This window comes from Methylobacterium currus, assembly GCF_003058325.1.
Classification (GTDB): Bacteria; Pseudomonadota; Alphaproteobacteria; order Rhizobiales; family Beijerinckiaceae; genus Methylobacterium; species Methylobacterium currus.
Genome location: NZ_CP028843.1, coordinates 6,348,227 through 6,370,373, shown reverse-complemented (window position 1 = coordinate 6,370,373; position 22,147 = coordinate 6,348,227). Strand labels below are relative to the sequence as shown.

The window sequence follows — 22,147 nt, the reverse complement described above, 5'->3', positions numbered from 1 at the left end:
CAATGTTCACCTGACTTGGTTCGGGTCACTCACGCGACGGCCTACTGGTCACGACCGAACGTACCGCATGTCCAGAAATCTCTGTGCGCCTTCAAGCGCCTCGCCGCAGCGAGGAGCGACCTGGACAAGGATCGCTTCAGGCCGGCTCAACCCAGTCCAGAACCGCAGCGAGTGCGACACCGTCCACCATGGTTCCGTGAGCGTTCGCGCAGCGAGCCTCGGCTCCGCAGTCCGCAGGCAAGCGGTGGCAGCCGCAATAACGGCCGGTGGCGCGTGTCGCGCGCGCAACGCCTGCGTCATCTCTTCTTCAAGCGGCTGGATCAGCACCATCGAGACGAAGCTCGCGACGAGGTCGTGCATGGATGTATTCCCGACATGCAATGCCTGACCGTGCCGGGGTCAGGGTGCCGCCATGGCGCGGAAACCAGCGGCTCCCCGTCGCCCAGCTACGGCGTACGGACCTCACGCCCAGTCCGGTCCGCCGGAGTCGTTCGAGGCGATCCCCGGTGCGGCACGACCACGCTCCACACCACGCCACCGAGGAGCAACCCGAACGTCACCCCGAGCGACAGGGCCGGAGGCAGCTTGTCGATGGCGAGCAGGTCGGCGATGAAAATCTTGGAGCCGATGAACACAAGGACGGCCGCCAGCGCATACTTGAGGTAGTGGAACCGATCCACCATCGCCGCCAGCGCGAAATATAGTGCGCGCAGGCCGAGGATGGCAAATATATTTGACGTATAGATGATGTACGGATCGGTGGTTATGGCGAAGATTGCAGGGACCGAGTCGACCGCGAAGATGATGTCCGCGACCTCGATCAGCAGGAGCGCCAGAAACAGGGGCGTGATGTGCCAAGCGGGTTCACCCGTCGTCCGATCCGGCTGGCGGACGAAGAAGCGCTCGCCCTGCAATCCGTCCGTGACCGCGAGGCGACGGCGCACGAAAGCGAGCACAGGGTTCGCTCCCACGTCGTACGGACGGTCCTTGACGACCAGCATCTTGACGCCAGTGGCGATCAGGAAGGCGGCGAAGACGTAGAGCATCCACGCGAAATTCGCCACGATGGCTGCGCCGAGCCCGATCATGATCGCGCGCAGGACGAGCACGCCCAGGATGCCCCAGAACAGCACCCTGTGCTGAAAGGCGCGCGGGATCGCGAAGTAAGCGAAGATCATCGCGATGACGAAGACGTTGTCCATCGCGAGCGCCTTCTCGACGGCGAAGCCCGTCAGGTAGGCCATCCCGGCATCCGGCCCGAGCTGCCACCAGACGAAGGCGCCGAAGCCGAGACCCAGGACGATGTAGAGGGCGCTGGTCGCGAGGCTCTCGCGCACGCCGATGGCGCGCCGCTCGCGGTGCAGGACGCCGAGATCGAGGGCGAGGAGCCCGGCCACGAGGCCGAGGAAGCCGAGCCAAAGCCAGGCGGGCTTTCCGAGCCAGTCGACGGACAACATGCTGGATTCCATGAAGGCGCCTTCATGCCGGACCGCATAGTCGGGAGTGGTCCGACATCGCGAGTGCGCCGGCAGGCACTCACCAGAGGGGCCCGGACCTCGAGCGCTCTGAGACGTGGGCGGCGCTCCGTCAGGCCGCAAGTCGATATCCACAAATGATTGCCATCAATTATCTCAATGAGCAGCAATCGATATAACAAGGCGCCTCCGCTCCAGCTTTCGCGAATAACGACGACTTGAAAACGGCGCCTGCCCACCGATCTCATGGTGCGAGGTCGCGGGTCCGCACCGTCGGTGCCGGCTGACGGTACCTCGATGCTCTTCCGAACGAGAATAGAGCCATGTCACGAATGCTGGACCGCTCGCGGACCATCCGCATGCGGAGGGGCCGAGCTCTAGTTGTCGCCGCTGTGCTCCTCGCCGGCGCCGGTCCCGCGCCCTCCGCCTTCGCGGGCAATGCTGAATCAGCGCCGGAGGTTGGCATCGTGACGGTCCAGCCGAGGCCCGTCACCCTGACCAAGGAGCTGCCCGGTCGGGTGACGCCGATGCGCATCGCCGAAGTGCGTCCGCGCGTCTCCGGCATCATCGTCGAGCGCGCCTTCCAGCAGGGCAGCGTGGTCAAGAAGGGCGACGTACTCTACCGCGTCGACCCGCTCCCCTTCGAGGTCGAGCTCGAGAGCGCCAAGGCCGCCCTCGCCCGGGCCGAGGCCAGCCTGTTCCAGGCGTCGCGCCAGGAGGACCGGCTGCGCGCCCTGCTGTCCGGCCAGACCACGACGCAGGCCCAGTACGACCTCGCGCTCTCCGCCGAGCGGCAGGCGGAGGCCGAGGTCGCGGCCCAGAAGGCGGCGGTCAAGCGGGCGCAGATCAACCTCGACTACGCCACCATCCGCGCCCCGATCACCGGGCGCATCGGCCGCGCGCTGGTCACCGAGGGGGCGCTCGTGGGCCAGACCGAGGCCACCCATCTCGCCACCATCCAGCAGCTCGACCCGATCTACGCGGATTTCACCCAGTCGGTGACCGAGCTCAACCAGCTCAAGCGCGACCTCGCCTCCGGGCGCCTGCGCCAGGTTTCCCCGGACGCGGCCCGCGTGCGCCTGCTCTTCGACGACGGCACCCCCTATCCGCACACCGGGCGCCTGCTGTTCTCGGACGTGACGGTCGATCCGGGGACCGGGAAGGTGACGCTGCGGGGAGAGTTCCCCAACCCGCAGGCCGACCTTCTACCCGGCACCTACGTGCGGGTGCAGATCGAGGAGGGCGTCAGCGCCCGCGCCGTTACGCTGCCCCGCCAAGCCATCCAGCGCAACAATGCCGGCGGCAGCGAGGTCTATGTGATCAACGATGCGGGCCGGGCCGTCCTGCAGCCGGTGCGCACCGGGCGGACCCTCGGCGACCAGGTCGTCATCGAGGATGGTCTGCAGGCAGGCAATCGCGTCGTGGTCGAGGGCTTCCAGAAGTTCGTCCCCGGCGGCCCGGTCACGCCAGTTCCGTGGTCGGGGAGTGCTGCCTCCGCCAGCGCCGCGCAGAACTGATCCCCCCGCGACCGTCCTCTCTCCGGAGACACGCTGTCATGCCCGCCTTCTTCATCGCGCGGCCGATCTTCGCCTGGGTCGTAGCCATCTTCATCTGCCTCGGCGGCCTGCTCGCCCTGCCGTTCCTGCCCGTGGCCCAGTATCCGGTCATCGCGCCGCCCTCGATCGCGATCTCGACGGTCTATCCGGGCGCCTCGACGCAGAACCTCTATTACAGCGTGACCCGCCTCATTGAGGAGGAGCTGAACGGGGCCGCCAACATCCTGAACTATGAATCCACCAGCGATACGACCGGCGAGGTTGAGATCGTCGCGAACTTCCAGCCCGGGACCGACGTGGCTCTGGCGGCAGTCGACGTCCAGAACCGGATCAAGCGCATCGAGCCCCGCCTGCCCGAGGCCGTGCGGCAGCAGGGCATCCAGGTCGTCGAGGCATCGAGCGCGATCCTGCAATTCGTCACCCTCACCTCGCCCGACGGCAGCCTCGACGAGGTTGGGCTCGGCGACGTCGCCACGCGCTACGTCCTGCCCGAGTTGCGCCGCCTCCCGGGCGTGGGCCGCGCGCGCCTGTTCTCGACCGAGCGGGCGATGCGCATCTGGCTCGACCCCGACAAGATGCTCGGCCTCAGCCTGACGGCCGGCGACGTCGAGGCGGCGATCCGGGCCCAGAACGCCCAGGTCTCGTCCGGGCTCCTCGGCACCGCCCCAAGCCCCGTCACCGAGCGCACCCAGAACATGGTTCTGGTCAAGGGCCAGCTCGAAGCACCGGAGGAGTTCGGCGCCATCGTGCTGCGCGCCAATCCGGACGGCTCGACGGTGCGCCTCGACGACGTGGCGCGCATCGAGGTCGGAGGATTGTCCTACGCCTTCTCGACGCGGCTGAATGGAAAGCCCGCCGCGGCCGTGGCGGTGCAGCTCGCACCGCGCGGCAACGCGCTCGCGACGGCCGAAGCCGTAAGGACCAGGATGGGCCAGCTCGCGGCCTTCTTCCCGCCCGGCGTCGCCTACGAGGTGTCCTACGATGTCACGCCGGTGATCCGGGCCTCGGTCAAGAAGGTGCTGCTGACGCTCGCCGAGGCGGTGGTGCTCGTCTTTCTCGTGATGTTCCTGTTCCTACAGAACATCCGCTACACGCTGATCCCGACGATCGTGGTGCCGATCGCGCTACTGGGCACCTGCGTGGCGCTGCTCTGGCTCGGTTTCTCGATCAACGTGCTGACGATGTTCGGGATGGTGCTGGCGATCGGCATCCTCGTCGACGACGCCATCGTGGTTGTCGAGAACGTCGAGCGGATCATGGCCGAGGAGGGCCTATCCCCGAGGGAGGCGACCGAGAAGGCGATGGGTCAGATCACCGGGGCGGTGATCGGCATCACGCTGGTGCTGATGGCGGTGTTCGTGCCGATGGCGTTCTTCCCCGGCTCGGTCGGCATCATGTACCAGCAGTTCTCCGCCTCCATGGTGGTGTCGATCGGCTTCTCGGCCTTCTTGGCGCTGTCGCTCACCCCCGCGCTGTGCGCGACGCTGCTCAAGCCGGTCGAGAAAGGACACGGCCACGCCAAACGCGGGTTCTTCGGCTGGTTCAACCACCGGCTGGACCGGCTCACGCGGGGCTACGGCCGTGCCACGGGCTGGATGGTGGCGCGGGCCGGACGCTTCATGCTGCTCTACCTTGCCCTGCTCGCCGGCCTCGGCACCGCGATGTGGCGGCTTCCCTCCGGCTTCGTGCCGGTCGACGACCAGGGCTTCGTCATGGCCGACCTCCTCGCTCCTTCGGATGCGAGCGCGAGCCGCACGCTCGACGTCGTCAGGGCGGTGGAGGACCGGATGGCCCGCACTCCGGGCGTCGACAAGGTGACGTTCATCACAGGCTTCAGCTTCTACGGCCAGGGCGCGATGACGGGGCAGGCCTTCGTCACCCTCAAGGACTGGTCGGAGCGCGGCGCCGACCAGAGCGCCGAGGCGATCATCGCGGACAGCAACGCCGCCTTCGCCCGGCTGCGCGACGCCGAGGTCTCGGCTCTGGCGCCGCCGCCAATCGCCAATCTCGGCACGACGAGCGGCTTCAGCTTCCGCCTCCAGGACCGCTCGCAGCGCGGCTACGACGCGTTGATGGTGGCCAAGGACCAGCTGCTGGCCGCGGCCGCCCGCTCGCCGGTACTCCGGAAGGTGGTGGTCGAGGGCCTGCCGCCCGCGCCGCAGATCCGGCTCGACATCGACCGCGAGAAGGCGGCGGCCCTCGGCGTCACCTTCGCGGACATCAACGCCACCTTGTCCGCCCAGCTCGGCTCGACCTACGTCAACGACTTCCTCAACCGCGGGCGCATGCAACGCGTCATCGTCCAGGCCGAGGAAGCAAAGCGGGTGCGCCCGGAGGACCTGCTGACCTACAGCGCGCGCAACAGCGCGGGCGCGATGGTGCCGTTCTCCTCGTTCGCGCGCGTGGCCTGGGTGACGGGACCGACGCAGGTGGTCGGTTTCAACGGCTATCCGGCCGTGCGGCTCACCGGCGAGCCTGCCCCCTGCTACACCTCGGGCGACGCGCTCGCCGAGATGGAGCGCCTCATGGGCACGCTGCCGGCCGGATTCGGCTACGAGTGGGCCGGCCAGTCGCTTCAGGAGAAGCTCGCGGGCTCGCAGGCGGCCTTCCTGCTCGGGTTGTCGATCCTGTTCGTGTTCCTGTGCCTCGCGGCCCTCTACGAGAGCTGGACGATTCCCCTCGCGGTGATGCTGGTGGTGCCGCTCGGCATTGTCGGCTCGGTGGCAGCGGCCTACCTGCGGGGCCTGCCCAACGACGTCTACTTCACGGTCGGGCTTATCACGATCATCGGCCTGTCGGCCAAGAACGCGATCCTGATCATCGAGTTCGCCAAGGACCTGCGGGCGCAGGGCAAGCCCCTGGTGGAGGCGACGCTCGAAGCGGCCGAGCTGCGGTTCCGACCGATCCTGATGACCTCGCTCGCCTTCATCCTGGGCGTGGTGCCGCTGGTGATCGCCTCGGGCGCGAGCGCGATGAGCCAGCAGGCGCTCGGCACCGGCGTGCTCGGCGGCATGATCACCGCGACGGTGCTCGCCGTGTTCTGGGTGCCGATTTTCTTCGTGGTGGTGATGCGCACGCTCGGGCGGGACCGCGCGGCAGCGAAGCCGGCGCTCGCCGAGGCGGGCCGAGCGGAGGTCGCCTGAGCGGAGACCGGGCGCCGGCGATCGGTTTCGCCAATGACCGTCATTGCCGGCGCCGGGCTTGAAGCGAAGGTGCAGCCCCTCGACATCGGGCGGGCACCCTGGTCCGGGCCCCTCTGGCGAGTATCCTCCGGCATGCTCGCGATGTCGGACCGCGTTCGATATCCCGACGCCGGCCCGACCGAGTATCGCATGCCCGACTCGCCCCTCGACTTCGATCTGCTGCGCGCCTTCCTCCGCATCGTTGAGAGCGGGAGTTTCACCCGTGCGGCCGAGCGCATCGGGCGCACCCAGTCGACAGTCTCCCTGCAGATCAAGCGGCTGGAGGACGGCCTCGGCCGGCGCGTCTTCGACCGTGACGGTCACGACCTCCAGCTCACGCCGGAGGGCGAGATCCTGCTCGGCTACGCGCGGCAGATCCTGAGTCTTGGCGACGAGGCCTGCGCCCGCATCATGGAACCGGAGGTTGAGGGCGTCGTGCGCCTCGGCACCCCGGAGGATTTCGCGACGGCGCACCTGCCGGACGTGCTGGCGCGCTTCGCCCGCGCCCATCCGCGCGTATCGCTGGAAGTCCATTGCGACTTCACGGTGCATCTGCTCGACGGCTTCTCCCGTGGCCTCTACGACCTCGTGCTCCTCAAGCGCGAGCCGCAGGGGCCTGGTGGCGGCGTCGGCATCTGGTGCGAGGTGCTGGAATGGGTCGCGTCACCCGGCCTCGCGCTCGGTCCGGGACCGATCCCGCTGGTGCTCGCGCCGGTCCCCGACGTCTACCGGAAGAGGGCGCTGCAAGCGCTCGAGGCGGCGCGCCTGCCCTGGCGCATCGTCTATACCAGCCAGAGCCTGCTGGGCCTGCAAGCCGCCGTTCGCGCCGGGTTGGGCGTGACGGTGCTGCCCAAGGGCATGATCCAGTCCGGCTTGATCCGCGTGTCGGGCACGCACGGCCTTCCTGCACTGCCGGCGACGGAGGTGGTGCTGTATCGCGCACCGGGCTCCCTGCCGCGGGCCGCCGATCTCCTGGCCGAGCACATCGTGCACGCGCTCGAAGCGGAAGCGGGCTACCCCGCTGAAACGGGGGCTTGCGCTGAATTTCACATGGTCCCCTAACTCACGGCATGCAGCCGAGCTGAACCGCCGCTATCCACCGAGGCTGTGTGAAAACGCAGAGGTCGTAGAAGGATCTTCCCCTCGTCCACCCTGGGCAGCGGCTGCATAGGCATCCCGACGGCACTCGGCCACCACCTCGGTTCCTCCGATGGCGGCAGCGCAGAAGATCGTTCTACAAATTCGGGGCGCGCCTGAGTTTTCACACACCGTCCACCCCTTGCGGTCCTTCGGCGGGCGCCGCTCGAAGGTCTGCTTGGGGTCGGCAGCATGGATTGCGCGAGCGTCGCTGGAATGCCCGAGTGGGATCGCAAGCAGCCCCTCGCATGGTCAAGCTGATTGGGTTCTGCCCCTCAACCCGGAACCCACCCGTTGTCCGTTCGTTAGCCGGCGGATCTTCAAGACCCGAGACCCCGCCTTCAGTCCCGCCGGCAACCGCCGAGCGGGGCTTTTTCATGCGGGCGTCACTTCAACATTTGCGGAATTGACTCTCTGCTTGAGCCCTGTTCCAATCCAGAAGCAACCGGCATGGACGTAGTACCGCAGCACGTCCTCGTGCACGGTCTTCAGACCGGCGATCCTGTCCAGTTCCGCGGTTGGTATGTCCGCTGCGCGCTCGACGCCGTATGAAGCCCGTGTCCGTTCGCCTCCGGATATAATCCAGGCCGTGGCCCGACGGGGATTGTGCACGGCCTGCAGCAGAGCCGACTCTCGGTTGCCCATGAGACAGGTGATCGCACAGGGGGCCTCCTCCTCAATTGCCGGACGATGGCAACGATGCGGGCGCTCTCAAAGTGAACCGCTCCGGGTTTTTCGGAGGCTTGTTGGCTTGGGTCAGGCGGCCGAGGCCTGGTCGCCGACGTGAGCATAGTAGCGCGCTTCGGCCTCGGCGGGAGGGACGTTGCCGATTGGCGCGAGGAGGCGACGGTGGTTGTACCAGTCGACCCACTCCAGGGTGGCGTACTCGACGGCCTCGAAGGAGCGCCAGGGTCCGCGTCGGTGGATGACCTCTGCCTTGAACAGGCCGTTGATCGTCTCCGCCAAGGCATTGTCGTAGCTGTCGCCGACGCTGCCGACCGACGGCTCGATGCCTGCTCCAGCCAGGCGCTCGGTATAGCGTAGAGCCAAGTATTGCGAGCCGCGGTCCGAGTGATGCACCAGCCCGCTGCCCTGACCAGGGCGACGCTCGTGCAGCGCCTGTTCCAGAGCATCCAGGACGAAGCACGCGTGAGCGCTGCGTGAGGCCCGCCAACCGACGATGCGCCGGGCGAACACATCGATGACGAAGGCCACATAGACGAAGCCCGACCACGTCGGCACGTAGGTGAAGTCGCTGACCCACAAGGCATTCGGCCGGGGAGCCTTGAAGTGGCGGTTGACGCGGTCGAGAGCGCAGGCAGCGGCCGGGTCGGGGATCGTGGTGCGTACGGTCCTGCCACGCACCACCCCCGCCAAGCCCAATCGGCGCATCAGCCGCGCCACCGTGCATCGCGCGGTCACGATCCCCTCCCGGGCCAGTTGCCGCCAGACCTTCCTCACGCCGTAGACGCAGAAGTTGGCCTCGAACACGCGCTGGATCTCGATCATCAACGCGGCGTCGCTGCGCGCACGAACCGGCTGCTTCTCGGGATCGGCACGTCGGGCCGCATGCAGGTAGTAGGTCGACGGGGCGATCGGCAGCACCCTGCAGATCGGCTCGACCCCGTAGACCTCCCGGTGATCGTCGATGAAGCTGATCATGGCCGTGACCGGCGGTCGAGCTCCGCCATGGCGAAATACGCCGACGCTTTGCGCAGGATCTCGTTGGCCTGGCGCAGCTCGCGGTTCTCTCGCTCCAGCGCCTTGATCCGCTCGCGCTCGTCCGTCGTCTGCCCGGGTCGCACGCCCTGATCCCGCTCGGACTGGCGCACCCAGTTCCTCAGCGTCTCGCCCGAGCAGCCGATCTTGGCGGCAATCGACTGGATTGCCGACCACTGCGAGCCGTGCTCGCCCTCGTGCTCGCGCACCATCCGCACGGCACGTTCACGCACCTCAGGGGAAAACGGGGCTGTTCGTTTCGTCATGGCTCCATCCTCTCAGAAGTTGGAGCCTCCGAAAAACCCGGAGCGGTTCAAAGCCCTTGTCGATATAGTCGCCGAGGAAGACCAAGTGTCGGGGCCGGCCGGCGCCATGCGCTGCGATCCGCTCACGCGAGCGCTCAAGTGCGTCCGAGCATCCGTGGATGGCACCAATGGCGTATGTCAGTTCGTCCATACGCGGGCAGGTCTTCGGACCGGAGGGCAGGAACTCGAGGCAAGCGGTCGACACCGCCGTTGTCTATTGTGCAGGGCAGCTATGGAACGCCATGCATAGAAAAGGGGATTCTTTGGGATGCCAAGCAAAGACATAGATGAGAAACATCTTCGGCTGGACACTCACCGCGCCACACACGAATGCCCGGCTGTTGGAGCTCCGATGGAACTGCTGACGCCGAGCAGCACGCCCAGCGACAAGCTGGCGAGGCTGCGGGACCATTCTAAAACGGTGGGTGGGATGGCGGATGCCATGCTCCTGCCTTACCCGCCACTGGCCTCAAGGCGATGTCTCGGATCGCGCAAGGGGCTTGCCGGAAACGCCGCTCCCGGGTACCTACGGACAGGGTTTCTGTCGCCGAAGCTGTCGCCCAGCCGCAGACCAAGCGCCAAGAGATTGAAGACGAAGACCAAGGGCCTGTAGCTCAATGGTTAGAGCCGACCGCTCATAACGGTCTGGTTGTAGGTTCGAGTCCTACCGGGCCCACCACGATTTTCCCTCTGTAGAGCCCTCGATTTATCCCTCCTCGCGGGGGCTTGGCGGGGCTACTGGAACCGCAAACGTGCGAAAGCCCCGCTCGGAGACCCTCCGGCGGGGTTTTTGGCGACGCGGGGACCGGCGCGCGCCCGGCCCTTGGGGTGTCACCGGTTCAGCCTGCCCCCTCCCACGTGTCCTGATCCAGGCCACGCCTCGGCCCCCGTCGAAGTGGCTCCATCACAAGTGGTGGGCAGTCAGATCCCGGTAGTTTCCAAGCGACGAGGCGTCTGTGTCCTAAACAGCCGTCCCCGTTGATTCGGTGCGCCCTTGCCCAGTCCGTTCGCCGACCGTCAGCCATCTATCGCCGACAATTTGCGCATCCGTTCCAGGCGAACGGCGTCGACGTCATCGTCCAGGTGCGGAAGCTCGGCGAGGGCTTCGACCATCCACTGCTCGCCGTGGCGGCGGTCTTCCGCCTGTTCGCCAACCTGTCGCCGTTCGTGCAGTTCGTTGGGCGCATCATGCGGGTTGTGGAGCAGGGTGCGCCCGAGGCCCTCGTGAACCGCGGCGTCGTCGTGTTCCACGCCGGCGCGAACACCGCATCGCGCTGGGCCGACTTCCAGGCCTACACCGAGGCCAATCGGGACTACTTCGACCAGTTGCTGCCGGTTGAGGGCCTCGACTTCGGACGGGGCGATGAGATCAAGATCGAGCCCGCGGCACGGGACTTCCTCGACCAAGTCGACGTCCGGGCACAGGGCGGTATCGACCTGCAGGAGATACCCCTGATTCGGGACAACCCAGAAGCGCTTGACCTGCTGCGCCCGTTGCACGCCCAAGGGTATAGCACCGAGCAGATCTCTGTGACGTCGGCGGAATTGGAGGCCGTGCCGACGACCCGGGCGCGGGAACGGCAGGCGATGCGCCAATCCCTGGACATGCGTATCCGGACCGAGATGGGCCGTATCCTCTCCGCGCGCGGCCTGCGCCATGACGGCCGGGACCTCGACCGTCGACGCCTCGGGAGAACCAACTTCGTGATACTGAAGGGTGCTCTCGACCGCTAAGTACGTCCTCATAATTTTTGTGGTATGCTGGTGTGTTATCAGGGGGCCGCGATGCGCGCCTTGCATCTGGACAAGCTGAACGTCGATCAGCTGCGCGGGCTTGACGATCTCTATCGCATGACGCGTGACGTCCGGGTCCGCACGCGTGCGCAGATGATCCTGCTGCTGGCCGAGCAGGGCCTCACCATCTCCGAGGTCTGAACTGCTCCGGGTTTTTCGGAGGCTCCAACTTCTGAGAGGATGGAGCCATGACGAAACGAACAGCCCCGTTTTCCCCTGAGGTGCGTGAACGTGCCGTGCGGATGGTGCGCGAGCACGAGGGCGAGCACGGCTCGCAGTGGTCGGCAATCCAGTCGATTGCCGCCAAGATCGGCTGCTCGGGCGAGACGCTGAGGAACTGGGTGCGCCAGTCCGAGCGGGATCAGGGCGTGCGACCCGGGCAGACGACGGACGAGCGCGAGCGGATCAAGGCGCTGGAGCGAGAGAACCGCGAGCTGCGCCAGGCCAACGAGATCCTGCGCAAAGCGTCGGCGTATTTCGCCATGGCGGAGCTCGACCGCCGGTCACGGCCATGATCAGCTTCATCGACGATCACCGGGAGGTCTACGGGGTCGAGCCGATCTGCAGGGTGCTGCCGATCGCCCCGTCGACCTACTACCTGCATGCGGCCCGACGTGCCGATCCCGAGAAGCAGCCGGTTCGTGCGCGCAGCGACGCCGCGTTGATGATCGAGATCCAGCGCGTGTTCGAGGCCAACTTCTGCGTCTACGGCGTGAGGAAGGTCTGGCGGCAACTGGCCCGGGAGGGGATCGTGACCGCGCGATGCACGGTGGCGCGGCTGATGCGCCGATTGGGCTTGGCGGGGGTGGTGCGTGGCAGGACCGTACGCACCACGATCCCCGACCCGGCCGCTGCCTGCGCTCTCGACCGCGTCAACCGCCACTTCAAGGCTCCCCGGCCGAATGCCTTGTGGGTCAGCGACTTCACCTACGTGCCGACGTGGTCGGGCTTCGTCTATGTGGCCTTCGTCATCGATGTGTTCGCCCGGCGCATCGTCGGTTGGCGGGCCTCACGCAGCGCTCACGCGTGCTTCGTCCTGGATGCTCTGGAACAGGCGCTGCACGAGCGTCGCCCTGGTCAGGGCAGCGGGCTGGTGCATCACTCGGACCGCGGCTCGCAATACTTGGCTCTACGCTATACCGAGCGCCTGGCTGGAGCAGGCATCGAGCCGTCGGTCGGCAGCGTCGGCGACAGCTACGACAATGCCTTGGCGGAGACGATCAACGGCCTGTTCAAGGCAGAGGTCATCCACCGACGCGGACCCTGGCGCTCCTTCGAGGCCGTCGAGTACGCCACCCTGGAGTGGGTCGACTGGTACAACCACCGTCGCCTCCTCGCGCCAATCGGCAACGTCCCTCCCGCCGAGGCCGAAGCGCGCTACTATGCTCACGTCGGCGACCAGGCCTCGGCCGCCTGACCCAAGCCAACAAGCCTCCGAAAAACCCGGAGCGGTTCACCTCACCCTTGTCCGTCGATCTGCGTGAGCGTGTGGTGTCCGCTGTCATAGCGGGTGCGTCCTGCCGCCAAGCTGGCGAGCGGTTCGGTGTCAGCGCCGCCAGCGTCAGTCGCTGGCATGCCCGCCATTTCCGGGACGGCCACGTCCGGCCCAAGCCGATGGGCGGCGACCAGCGCTCGCACGTCATCGAGGCTCACGCCTCGCGGATCCTAAGGCTGTGCGAGAAGCGCGGCAACATCGTGCTGTCGGAACTGCGCGACGCCTTGGCCGAGCAGGGCGTCACCTCCAGCACCAGCAGCCTGTCGCGCTTCCTGGCCCGCCATCGCATCACCCGTAAAAAGGGGCGCTCCACGCCGCCGAGCAGGACCGTCCGGACGTAGCGGAGGCCCGCCAGGCGTGGTTCGAGGGCCAACTCGATCTCGATCCGGACCATCTGGTGTTCATCGACGAGACGGCGGCCTCAACCCGGATGGCGCGCCGCTATGGCTGGGCCCCGCGCGGCCAGCGCTGCCGCCTGCCGATGCCGTGCGGGCACTACACGACCACCACTATCACGGCGGCTCTGCGCACGAGCGGCCTGACGGCGACGGCGATCTTCGAGGGGGCCACCAACAGCCGGCGCTTCCTGGACTACGTCACCGACACTCTGGTCCCGGCGCTCCGGCCAGGCGACATGGTGATCCTCGACAACCTCCAGGCCCATAAGGTGGCGGGCGTGCGCGAGGCCATCGCGGCGGCCGGCGCGCGGGTGGTGTACCTGCCGCCCTACAGCCCGGAGTTCAATCCGATCGAGCAGGCCTTCGCCAAGCTCAAGACGTTGCTGCGCACCGCGGCCGCGCGCACGGTAAAAGCGCTGCAGGACGCGATCCAGCAAGCCTTCGCCGCCTTCACCCCGCAGGAGTGCCGCAACTACATCAATGCAGCCGGATACCAGAATGACTGCTACGTTTCAGACTGATCGGGCGACGCTCTAGCCCGATTGGATCAGTGCGCTTCGAGCCAAAATCGGGCCATGTCCCATTCGATCAAGCTGCCTCGCACAGACTTGATACGCTGCTGCAAGCCTTTAGCAGGCATTCTCGCTGGCCCGCATTGAGGAGCGCGCGATGCCGAGCGCTCCTATCCCCCAGTGGTTCGCCATGTCGTCAGATCCGTCGCTGGACATGGTCTTTGTGCCTGGAGGAACGTTCCGGATGGGCTCGGACCGGCACTATCCGGAGGAGGCCCCGGTCCACCAAGTCTGCATAGACGGTTTCTGGATCGACCGCACGCCAGTCACCAATGCCGATTTCCGGACCTTCGTGCGCACCACCGGCTACGTGACGATGGCCGAGCGCCGGCCCGACCCAAAGGACTACCCTGGTGCGTTGCCGCACATGCTGAAGCCCGGCTCGCTCGTGTTCAAGCCGCCCAGGGGCGCGGTCGAACTGCGCGACTGGGGCACGTGGTGGCGCTTCAAATTCGGCGTGCACTGGCGGCGGCCCTACGGGCCGGGCTCCTCGATCGCCGGCCTTGACGATCACCCGGTGGTGCACGTCGCCTACGCCGACGCTGATGCCTACGCAGCCTGGGCCGGCAAGGATCTCCCGACCGAGGCTGAGTGGGAGTACGCCGCGCGCGGCGGTCTCGACGGGGCCGAGTTCGCCTGGGGCGACAAGCTCACGCCGGGTGGCCGGCACATGGCCAATACCTGGCAAGGCGCCTTCCCGTACGAGAACCTCGTCCTGGATGGCTACGAGCGCACCTCGCCGGTGACCGCGTTCCCGCCGAACGGCTACGGCCTGCACGACATGATCGGCAATGTTTGGGAGTGGACCACTGACTGGTACTCGCCAAGGCATCAGGCCGATGCACCGAAGGCTTGTTGCATGCCGATCAATCCGCGCGGCGGATGCGTAGAAGGCAGCTACGACCCTGGTCAGCCAGACATCAAAATTCCTCGGAAGGTGATCAAGGGCGGCTCGCACTTGTGCTCGCCGAACTACTGCCAACGCTACCGTCCTGCGGCGCGGCATGCTGAGGCGGTCGACACTTCGACGAGCCATCTCGGCTTTCGTTGTGTCGTCAGGAAAGGGCATCGAACTCAACCGGCCCCAGCAGGAGGACTGCGATGATCGATAAAGATGAGCCCTCTGAGCCAGCGACGAATATTGATCCGCCGAGGCCTCAGAAAGGCGCACCGTTCCGTCCAACTCGACGCGGCCTGCTCGCCGGAACGTCAGCTCTGGCTATGACAGGAACCGCTGCGCACGCTCAGCTCCGTGGAAGCCCAGGCGCGCCGAATGCCGTCGAATTCCCGAACAGCCGTGTGTTGCCGACGCCGACGCCGCCGTTCAGTGGCGCGATCATGCCGACGGCAAAGGATAGCGTTGCCGCTTGGCCGCCCGCGGTTGCTGCGCCAGAAGGCGCGCCGAACGTACTTTTGATCTTGACTGACGACGTCGGTTTCGGCGCGCCGTCGACTTTCGGCGGCATCATCCCCACTCCCGCGCTCGACAAGATCGCTGCGGCTGGCCTTCGATACACGGCCTTCCACACCACTGCACTTTGCTCGCCCACGCGTGCCGCTATGCTCACAGGGCGCAACCATCACTCGGCAGGGACCGGGAATATCTCGGAAATGTCTTCGGGCTTTCCCGGGTACAACTCGATTATACCGCCAGAGAAAGCCACGGTGGCGAAGACATTACGTCTCAATGGTTATTCCACTGCCTGGTTCGGAAAAAACCACAACATCCCTGCATGGGAAGCAAATCCCGTTGGCCCGTTCGACAACTGGCCTGTTGGCATGGGCTTCGACTACTTCTTTGGTTTCGTCGGCGGCGATACGAGCCAATGGCAGCCGGGCAACCTCTTCCGCAACACCACACCGATTCATCCTTACGTCGGACAGAAGGATTGGAATCTCGGAACCGCGATGGCTGACGATGCCATCAGTCACATCAGGACGCTTGCAGCGGTCACGCCCAACCGTCCTTGGTTCATCCACTACGCGCCAGGCGGCACGCACGCGCCGCACCAGCCGCCGAAAGATTGGATCGAGAAGTTCACGGGAAAATTCGACGCCGGTTGGGAATCGCTTGCCCATCAGATTTTCGGAAATCAAAAGAAGCTAGGCGTCATTCCGGCGAACGCGCAATTGCCTCCGTGGCCAGACTTTCTGAAGCGGTGGGATAGCTTGTCGACCGACGAGAAGAGGCTCTTCACGCGACAGGTGGAAGTCTATGCGGCCTACCTCGCCTACACCGACCACGAGATTGGCCGCGTCATCCAGGCGGTCGAAGATCTCGGGCAGTTCGACAATACGCTGATCATCTATATCAGCGGCGATAACGGCAGCAGCGCCGAAGGCTCCATGAACGGTACGCCGAACGAGGTCGCCTATTTCAACCTGCAGTCGTTCACGGTCGAGCAGCAGTTGCCGTTGATCGAAGCCTGGGGCAGCGACCGCACCTATAATCACATGGCCGTGCCATGGACGTTCGCATTCAATACGCCTTATCGCTGGACCAAACAGGTGGCGTCGCACTTCGGCGGCACGCGCAATGGCATGGCGATGTCCTGGCCAAAGCGTATCACCGACAGCGGCGGAATACGAATGCAGTTTCATCACGTGATCGATATTGTGCCAACACTGCTCGAATCGATCGGCATCCCTCATCCCACCATGGTGAACGGGATTGCACAAACGCCGGTGGAAGGCACCAGTGTGGTGTACACGTGGGACAAGCCCAACGCGGATGCGCCGTCCCACCGCAAAACCCAGTACTTCGAAATCTTTGGCAACCGCGCCATCTACCATGACGGATGGGTCGCGTGCACGACGCCCATAGCCACGCCGTGGAATCCGGACGCCCCAGTTCCCGACGATGCGATCAACGGTTACAATTGGGAGCTATACAATCTCGCGCAGGATCCTACGGAGTTGAACGATCTTGCGAAAGAGGAGCCTGAGCGTCTGCGTGTGATGCAGGAGCTCTGGCTTGTGGAAGCGACCCGCTATCAGGTGCTGCCCGTAAACAATTCAGTGATTACGGGTATGATCACACCACGACCGGGCCCGGCCGCCGGCCGCAAGCAATTCATCTATACGGCGCCGGTCTCTGGTATTCAGGCAAATTCAGCGCCTAATATCCTTAATCGCTCATATCTAATTGCAGCAGACATAGAGGTGCCACAGGACGGGGCCAATGGAATGCTGATCACCCAGGGTGGCCGCTTCGCTGGCTGGGGCCTTTACCTGCGCGAGGGCAAGCCTGTTTTTACAATGAACCTACTGGGCATAGAGCGACCGAAATGGGAAGCTGCGGACGCATTGCCGCCCGGTCGGCACAATATTGTCTTCGAATGGCAGATGGACGCGAGCGGCGGGCCTTTCTCGCGAGGCGGGTCGGGCACGCTTTCCGTCGACGGCAAGGAGGTGGCACGGCGCTCCCTGCCGCGTACTCTGCCCTTCACCTTTGCCTGGGATGAAACCCTGGATGTGGGTCTCGATACTGGTACGCCTGTCGATGACTCTGACTATCAGGTTCCTTTCCACTTTACCGGCAAGCTGAATCGGATCACCGTGGACTTAGGGACGTCGAGCGTCACGCCTGAAGCGCTCCGCGATTTTCAATCGCAAGCGCAAAAGCGCGGATAAACCAACTGCAAGCTCTGCCTCCGACGTCATCAAACTCGCTGTAGGCCTGCTCCCGCTTTGCAGGCCATTGAAGAAGTGCATGGCATGGCCGAGCAGGGCATAATTTTCTCCTCCCCGGGAGCGCCTGGGGCAGGTGAATGCATGGCTCGGATCGGTGGTCGGGGACGTTGTTGTCCCGCGCAGAGGTCAGCAATGCACGTTGCTCCCGTGCGGGAAGTCCAACGGCAGTTGCCACCACGTGCAGTGGTGCGAAGGACGTACCGCATGGCATCAAGGATCGTGCCTAGTGCACTGACTCAGACGGAAGGTGCAGCCTGGCTGTTGAGGATGGCGGCGGCCGGCTTGGTCCAGATGAAGGGCCTGGGCCGCTCGTTGTGTTCGGCGATGGTGCGCTTGATCGCCGCCTGCAGGTCGACGATCCCGGTGAACGTGCCGCGTCGCAGTCGCCGACGCGACAGCGCCGAGAAGAAGCCCTTGACGGCGTTAAGCCAAGAGGCGGAGGTCGGGGTGAAGTGGAACACCCAGCGCGGATGACGCGACAGCCAAGCCCGGACCTTCGCGTGGGTGTGGGTGCGGTAGTTGTCGAGCACCACGTGGATGATCTTGCCGGCCGGCACTGCCGCCTCGACGGCGTTGAGGAAGCGCAGGAACTCCTCGTGGCGGTGGCGCTGCATGCAGCGGCCGATCACCGTGCCCTCCAGCACGTTGAGCGCTGCAAACAGCGTCGTGGTGCCGTGGCGGATGTAGTCGTGAGTGCGGGTCGCCGGGCGTCCTGACGCGAGCGGACGGTCGGGCCGGGTGTCAGCGGGCGTTGAATACTCCCTGATTGTGGGCATCGAAAATTCCCTGGTCGGTGCCCTGGCCCGTAGGGTCGCGACGCCCCGCGCCCTCTCGGGCTTTTCCATCCTCAGCCACCATGCCTGCCGATACCGATCGGCTGGGAGCGACGAGGATGGTTCTGCTGGGAGAACTCGTCATGATCTTGGACCTGCACCGACAGGGCCTGTCCGTCTCCGCCATCGCCCGCCGGACCGGCCGCGATCCGAAGACGATCCGCAAGTACATCGAGCGCGGCCTCGAGCCGCCGGCCTACGGCCCGCGTCAGCCCGGCCGCCCGAGCAAGCTCGCGCCCTATCTCGATTATCTGCGCGAGCGGATCACCGCCTTCCCCGACCTGAGTGCCGTGCGCCTGACCCGCGAGTTGCGCGAGCGCGGCTACACCGGTGCCTACACCGCGGTGAAGCGGTTCGCCGCCGCGATCCGGCCGCCCGAGGCCAAGCCCTACGAGGTCCGCTTCGAGACCCCGGCCGGCCAGCAGGCGCAGGTCGACTTCGCCCGCTTCCTCGTCACCTTCACGGATGCGCCGGACACGACCTGCATCGTCTGGCTGTTCTCGCTGGTGCTCGGCCATTCCCGGCACATCGAGGCGCGCTTCGTCCTGCATCAGGACCTGCAAACGCTGCTGCGCTGTCACATGCAGGCCTTCACCGCGATCGGCGGCGTGCCGATCGAGATCCTCTACGATCGCATGAAGACGGCGGTCACCGGCGAGGATGCGGACGGCCACATCGTCTACAACCGATCCCTGCTGGCACTCGCCCAGCACTACGGATTCCTGCCGCGCGCCTGCCGCCCGTACCGGGCCAAGACCAAGGGGAAGGTCGAGCGACCGTTCTCCTACATCCGCCAGGACTTCTTCCTCGCACGTTCCTTCCGCGACCTCGACGACCTCAACCGCCAGCTTCGGAGCTGGCTCGATACCGTCGCCAACGTCCGCTTGCACGGCACCACGCAGCGGATCGTCTCGGAAGCCTTCGCCGCCGAGCGGCCCGAGTTGCAGCCCTTGCCGGCTCTGCCCTTCGACGCTCTGCTCACGCTGGAGCGGCGCGTCAGCCACGATGGCCTCGTCTCGATCGGTGGCAACTATTACAGCGTACCGGATCGGACCCGGCGCGTCGTCGAGGTGCATCAGTTGCCCGACACGATCCGCATCCTCGATGGTGGCCGGCTCGTCGCGAGCCATCCGATCCTGGAGGGACGACGGCAGTACCGCATCGACCCCGACCATCGGCAAGGCACGGCCGCTCGGGCCATGCGCCACGGCCATCCCGACAGTCTGCCGATCGGCCGCCATGGCGATCACGTCGCCCGGCGCTCGCTGGCTGTCTACCAGGCAGTCGGCGAACGGCTCGCCGGCGGGATCGGAGGCCAGCGATGAGCCGCACCGCATCCTGTGCCATCACGACCCTCGACAGCATCAAGCGCAGCTTGGTCGGCCTGCGCATGCCGCGCGCCCTGGAGGTGCTCGACGCGACGGTCCGGCGCATCGAGCAGGGCGAGATCGACGGCTTGGCCGCCCTCGACGTGATCCTGACCGAGGAACTGACGCTGCGCGAGAACCGCCGCGTGAAGACCGCCCTGCTGGTCGCGCGCCTGACCACGATCAAGACGCTGTCCGGGTTCGACTTTGCCTTCCAGCCCTCGCTCGACCGCGAGCGCGTCCTGGCGCTGGCGGAACTGACCTTCATCGACCGGGCCGAGGTCGTCCATCTGCTCGGACCACCCGGCACCGGCAAGAGCCATCTGGCGATCGCGCTCGCCGTCGAGGCGGTCAAGGCCGGGCGCAGCGTCGTGTTCTCGACGCTGGCCGACCTCGTGACCTCGCTGGCCAAGGCCGAGCGCGACGGCTCCCTGCGCGAGCGCATCCGCTATCTCTGCCGGGCCTCGCTGCTGGTCGTGGACGAGATCGGCTACCTCCCCGTCGTCCCCGGTGGCGGCAACCTGTTCTTCCAACTCGTCAACGCGCGCTACGAGCGCGGGGCGATGATCCTGACTTCGAACCGCGGCTTCGCCGAGTGGGGCGAGGTGTTCGGTGATCCGGTCGTGGCGACAGCCCTGCTCGACCGACTCCTCCACCATGCCGTGGTGATCCAGATCGAGGGGGCGAGCTACCGCCTGCGCCAGCACGCCGACCTCGTCCCCGAGCACGTCCGCTCCAAGGCCCTGATCGTTCCGCCGCCCGCACCCAGGCGTCGCGGTCGTCCACCCGGAAAGGCTGCCTCCGATCACACGGCCGGCTGATCACCGATCCGCACCGAACCCGCCGGCCAGGGAATTTTGAAAGCCCACAATTGCGGAGACTTCGGTGCCCGTTGACACCGGGTGCGTTCGAGGGCCTGGATCTGGCTCTTCTCGTCGACGGACAGCACCACCGCGTGACGAGGCGGGTCCATGGAGAGGCCGACGATGTCTTCCACCTTCTCGGCGAAGGCCGGGTCAGTGGAGCGCTTGAAGGTGCGCACGCGGTGCGGCTGCAGGCGGTGTTCCTGCCAGATGCGCTGGACCGAGCGCAGCGAGATGCCGGTCGCGGCAGCAACCGCGCGACCGGTCCAATGGGTGACCTCACCCGGCGGCTCGGAGCAGGTCAGCGCCAGCACCTCGGCGACGGTGCTGGTGGAGTGGGGCGGCTTGCCGGGCGGGCGGGTCTTGTCGCGTAGCAGGCCGTCGACCCCCTCTTCCGCGAAGCGCTGTTGCCAGCGCCAGACGGCGGTTCGGCTGACGCCGGCCTGGTGGGCAACTTCGAGGACGGGAAGGCGCTCGGCGGAGAGCAGGACGATGCGGGCGCGCTGGACGTGCTTGAGCGGGCGAGCACGATCCTGGCTGATCGCGCGCAGCCGTGCCTTCTCGTCCTCAGTGAGGATCACGCAGACGGTCTGAGCCATGCCGCAGACTCGCACGGCTCACGCCTGATGTGAACCCTTCGAATGCGTCAGTGCACTAGAGCGTCGCCCGATCAGTCTGAAACGTAGCAGTCATTCTGGTATCCGGCTGCATTGATGTAGTTGCGGCACTCCTGCGGCGCGAAGGCGGCGAAGGCTTGCTGGATCGCGTCCTGCAGCGCTTTTACCGTGCGCGCGGCCTCGGTGCGCAGCAACGTCTTGAGCTTGGCGAAGGCCTGCTCGATCGGATTGAACTCCGGGCTGTAGGGCGGCAGGTACACCACCCGCGCGCCGGCCGCCGCGATGGCCTCGCGCACGCCCGCCACCTTGTGGGCCTGGAGGTTGTCGAGGATCACCGTGTCGCCTGGCCGGAGCGCCGGGACCAGAGTGTCGGTGACGTAGTCCAGGAAGCGCCGGCCGTTGGTGGCCCCCTCGAAGATCGCCGTTGCCGTCAGGCCGCTCGTGCGCAGAGCCGCCGTGATAGTGGTGGTCTTGTAGTGCCCGCACGGCATCGGCAGGCGACAGCGCTGGCCGCGCGGGGCCCAGCCATAGCGGCGCGCCATCCGGGTTGAGGCCGCCGTCTCGTCGATGAACACCAGACGGTCCGGATCGAGATCGAGTTGGCCCTCGAACCACGCCTGGCGGGCCTCCGCTACGTCCGGACGGTCCTGCTCGGCGGCGTGGAGCGCCCCTTTTTACGGGTGATGCGATGGCGGGCCAGGAAGCGCGACAGGCTGCTGGTGCTGGAGGTGACGCCCTGCTCGGCCAAGGCGTCGCGCAGTTCCGACAGCACGATGTTGCCGCGCTTCTCGCACAGCCTCAGGATCCGCGAGGCGTGAGCCTCGATGACGTGCGAGCGCTGGTCGCCGCCCATCGGCTTGGGCCGGACGTGGCCGTCCCGGAGATGACGGGCATGCCAGCGACTGACGCTGGCGGCGCTGACACCGAACCGCTCGCCAGCTTGGCGGCAGGACGCACCCGCTATGACAGCGGACACCACACGCTCACGCAGATCGACGGACAAGGGTGAGGTCATCGCTGGCTCCTTCACCCAGCCAACGCCCTAACCAACTTGGCCGTTGCAGGCCGATCGCACAGCGCTCTAGCGACCCGCGCAGGGCCGCGCATGCGGCCAGCTGTCAGCAGCAATGAAGCAACTGAC

15 protein-coding genes, 1 tRNA gene, 2 pseudogenes and 2 other annotated features are annotated in these 22,147 nt (G+C 66.2%); of the genes and pseudogenes, 12 read left to right on the top strand and 6 right to left on the bottom strand.

Annotated features, from left to right (window positions below; translation table 11 throughout):
- Positions 1 to 48: 48 nt before the first annotated feature.
- Positions 49 to 360 (bottom strand): hypothetical protein, encoded by a 312-nt coding sequence (locus tag DA075_RS29230; RefSeq protein WP_099956176.1) that lies wholly within the window; start codon positions 358 to 360, stop codon positions 49 to 51.
- An 86-nt stretch (positions 361 to 446) separates the two neighbouring features.
- Complete coding sequence (locus tag DA075_RS29225) at positions 447 to 1,469, bottom strand: TerC family protein (protein ID WP_099956175.1); 1,023 nt, start codon at positions 1,467 to 1,469, stop codon at positions 447 to 449.
- Positions 1,470 to 1,798: 329 nt separating this feature from the next.
- On the opposite strand from DA075_RS29225, the gene DA075_RS29220 reads away from it, so the two are divergent.
- From DA075_RS29220 to DA075_RS29210, 3 genes are all read left to right on the top strand, one after another.
- Positions 1,799 to 2,992: an efflux RND transporter periplasmic adaptor subunit gene (locus DA075_RS29220; protein ID WP_420813091.1), complete on the top strand. Its 1,194-nt coding sequence runs from the start codon at positions 1,799 to 1,801 to the stop codon at positions 2,990 to 2,992.
- A gap of 38 nt (positions 2,993 to 3,030) precedes the next feature.
- Positions 3,031 to 6,174, top strand: coding sequence for a multidrug efflux RND transporter permease subunit (locus DA075_RS29215; RefSeq protein WP_099956174.1), 3,144 nt, complete (start codon positions 3,031 to 3,033; stop codon positions 6,172 to 6,174).
- 189 nt (positions 6,175 to 6,363) lie between these two features.
- A complete protein-coding gene (locus DA075_RS29210; protein WP_164712513.1) occupies positions 6,364 to 7,275 on the top strand; it encodes a LysR substrate-binding domain-containing protein in 912 nt (303 codons plus the stop codon).
- An 831-nt stretch (positions 7,276 to 8,106) separates the two neighbouring features.
- On the opposite strand, the gene DA075_RS29205 is transcribed toward DA075_RS29210, so the two are convergent.
- Positions 8,107 to 9,335, bottom strand: a protein-coding gene (locus DA075_RS29205; RefSeq protein WP_099952597.1) for an IS3 family transposase whose coding sequence is annotated in 2 segments (ribosomal slippage) — positions 8,107 to 9,041 and positions 9,041 to 9,335 — 1,230 coding nt in all. Because the reading frame shifts where the segments join, the coding sequence is not laid out codon by codon here.
- Positions 8,938 to 9,054, bottom strand: a sequence feature (AL1L pseudoknot). It overlaps the preceding gene by 117 nt.
- A gap of 642 nt (positions 9,336 to 9,977) precedes the next feature.
- On the opposite strand from DA075_RS29205, the gene DA075_RS29200 reads away from it, so the two are divergent.
- The 7 genes from DA075_RS29200 (at position 9,978) to DA075_RS29175 (ending at position 17,266) form a co-directional block, all read left to right on the top strand.
- A tRNA-Ile gene (locus DA075_RS29200) sits at positions 9,978 to 10,053 on the top strand.
- 404 nt (positions 10,054 to 10,457) lie between these two features.
- On the top strand, positions 10,458 to 11,108 hold the full coding sequence (locus DA075_RS29195; protein WP_123834482.1) for a DEAD/DEAH box helicase: 651 nt from the start codon (positions 10,458 to 10,460) through the stop codon (positions 11,106 to 11,108).
- A gap of 51 nt (positions 11,109 to 11,159) precedes the next feature.
- The gene (locus tag DA075_RS36830; protein WP_164712512.1) at positions 11,160 to 11,309 is read left to right on the top strand and encodes a hypothetical protein; all 150 of its coding nucleotides are present in this window, start codon (positions 11,160 to 11,162) and stop codon (positions 11,307 to 11,309) included.
- Positions 11,310 to 11,356: 47 nt separating this feature from the next.
- Positions 11,357 to 12,585, top strand: a protein-coding gene (locus tag DA075_RS29190; RefSeq protein WP_099952597.1) for an IS3 family transposase whose coding sequence is annotated in 2 segments (ribosomal slippage) — positions 11,357 to 11,651 and positions 11,651 to 12,585 — 1,230 coding nt in all. Because the reading frame shifts where the segments join, the coding sequence is not laid out codon by codon here.
- Positions 11,638 to 11,754, top strand: a sequence feature (AL1L pseudoknot). Its footprint overlaps the gene before it by 117 nt.
- Positions 12,582 to 13,582 (top strand): IS630 family transposase gene (locus DA075_RS29185; protein WP_099956875.1). Its coding sequence is split into 2 segments (ribosomal slippage): positions 12,582 to 12,966 and positions 12,966 to 13,582, totalling 1,002 coding nucleotides; the frame shifts between segments, so codons are not numbered across the junction. The genes DA075_RS29190 and DA075_RS29185 overlap by 4 nt, the downstream gene beginning before the upstream one ends.
- 148 nt (positions 13,583 to 13,730) lie before the next feature.
- Positions 13,731 to 14,738: a formylglycine-generating enzyme family protein gene (locus tag DA075_RS29180; protein ID WP_099956171.1), complete on the top strand. Its 1,008-nt coding sequence runs from the start codon at positions 13,731 to 13,733 to the stop codon at positions 14,736 to 14,738.
- Between the two features lie 116 nt (positions 14,739 to 14,854).
- A complete protein-coding gene (locus tag DA075_RS29175) occupies positions 14,855 to 17,266 on the top strand; it encodes an arylsulfatase (RefSeq protein WP_099956170.1) in 2,412 nt (803 codons plus the stop codon).
- 296 nt (positions 17,267 to 17,562) lie between these two features.
- Here DA075_RS29175 and DA075_RS29170 read toward each other — a convergent pair.
- A pseudogene (locus DA075_RS29170) lies at positions 17,563 to 18,066 on the bottom strand (IS630 family transposase); the annotation flags it as partial.
- Between the two features lie 152 nt (positions 18,067 to 18,218).
- On the opposite strand from DA075_RS29170, the gene istA reads away from it, so the two are divergent.
- Positions 18,219 to 19,484 (top strand): IS21-like element ISMex13 family transposase, encoded by a 1,266-nt coding sequence (gene istA / locus DA075_RS29165; RefSeq protein ID WP_200602002.1) that lies wholly within the window; start codon positions 18,219 to 18,221, stop codon positions 19,482 to 19,484.
- The gene (gene istB / locus DA075_RS29160; protein WP_099952836.1) at positions 19,481 to 20,347 is read left to right on the top strand and encodes an IS21-like element ISMex13 family helper ATPase IstB; all 867 of its coding nucleotides are present in this window, start codon (positions 19,481 to 19,483) and stop codon (positions 20,345 to 20,347) included. The genes istA and istB overlap by 4 nt, the downstream gene beginning before the upstream one ends.
- Before the next feature lie 59 nt (positions 20,348 to 20,406).
- Here the strand turns inward: istB and DA075_RS29155 are convergent.
- Both DA075_RS29155 and DA075_RS29150 read right to left on the bottom strand, forming a co-directional pair.
- A pseudogene (locus tag DA075_RS29155) lies at positions 20,407 to 20,988 on the bottom strand (IS630 family transposase); the annotation flags it as partial.
- Between the two features lie 71 nt (positions 20,989 to 21,059).
- Positions 21,060 to 22,021 (bottom strand): IS630 family transposase gene (locus tag DA075_RS29150; RefSeq protein WP_099951479.1). Its coding sequence is split into 2 segments (ribosomal slippage): positions 21,060 to 21,676 and positions 21,676 to 22,021, totalling 963 coding nucleotides; the frame shifts between segments, so codons are not numbered across the junction.
- Positions 22,022 to 22,147 lie beyond the last annotated feature (126 nt).

Excerpts from the sequence above, each read along its gene's own strand:
- DA075_RS29230 (WP_099956176.1), bottom strand. The coding sequence starts at position 360 with ATGCACGACCTCGTCGCGAGCTTCGTCTCGATGGTGCTGATCCAGCCG.
- DA075_RS29225 (WP_099956175.1), bottom strand. The coding sequence starts at position 1,469 with ATGGAATCCAGCATGTTGTCCGTCGACTGGCTCGGAAAGCCCGCCTGG.
- DA075_RS29220 (WP_420813091.1), top strand. The coding sequence starts at position 1,799 with ATGTCACGAATGCTGGACCGCTCGCGGACCATCCGCATGCGGAGGGGC.
- DA075_RS29215 (WP_099956174.1), top strand. The coding sequence starts at position 3,031 with ATGCCCGCCTTCTTCATCGCGCGGCCGATCTTCGCCTGGGTCGTAGCC.
- DA075_RS29210 (WP_164712513.1), top strand. The coding sequence starts at position 6,364 with ATGCCCGACTCGCCCCTCGACTTCGATCTGCTGCGCGCCTTCCTCCGC.
- DA075_RS36830 (WP_164712512.1), top strand. The coding sequence starts at position 11,160 with ATGCGCGCCTTGCATCTGGACAAGCTGAACGTCGATCAGCTGCGCGGG.
- DA075_RS29180 (WP_099956171.1), top strand. The coding sequence starts at position 13,731 with ATGCCGAGCGCTCCTATCCCCCAGTGGTTCGCCATGTCGTCAGATCCG.
- DA075_RS29175 (WP_099956170.1), top strand. The coding sequence starts at position 14,855 with ATGACAGGAACCGCTGCGCACGCTCAGCTCCGTGGAAGCCCAGGCGCG.
- istA (WP_200602002.1), top strand. The coding sequence starts at position 18,219 with ATGGTTCTGCTGGGAGAACTCGTCATGATCTTGGACCTGCACCGACAG.
- istB (WP_099952836.1), top strand. The coding sequence starts at position 19,481 with ATGAGCCGCACCGCATCCTGTGCCATCACGACCCTCGACAGCATCAAG.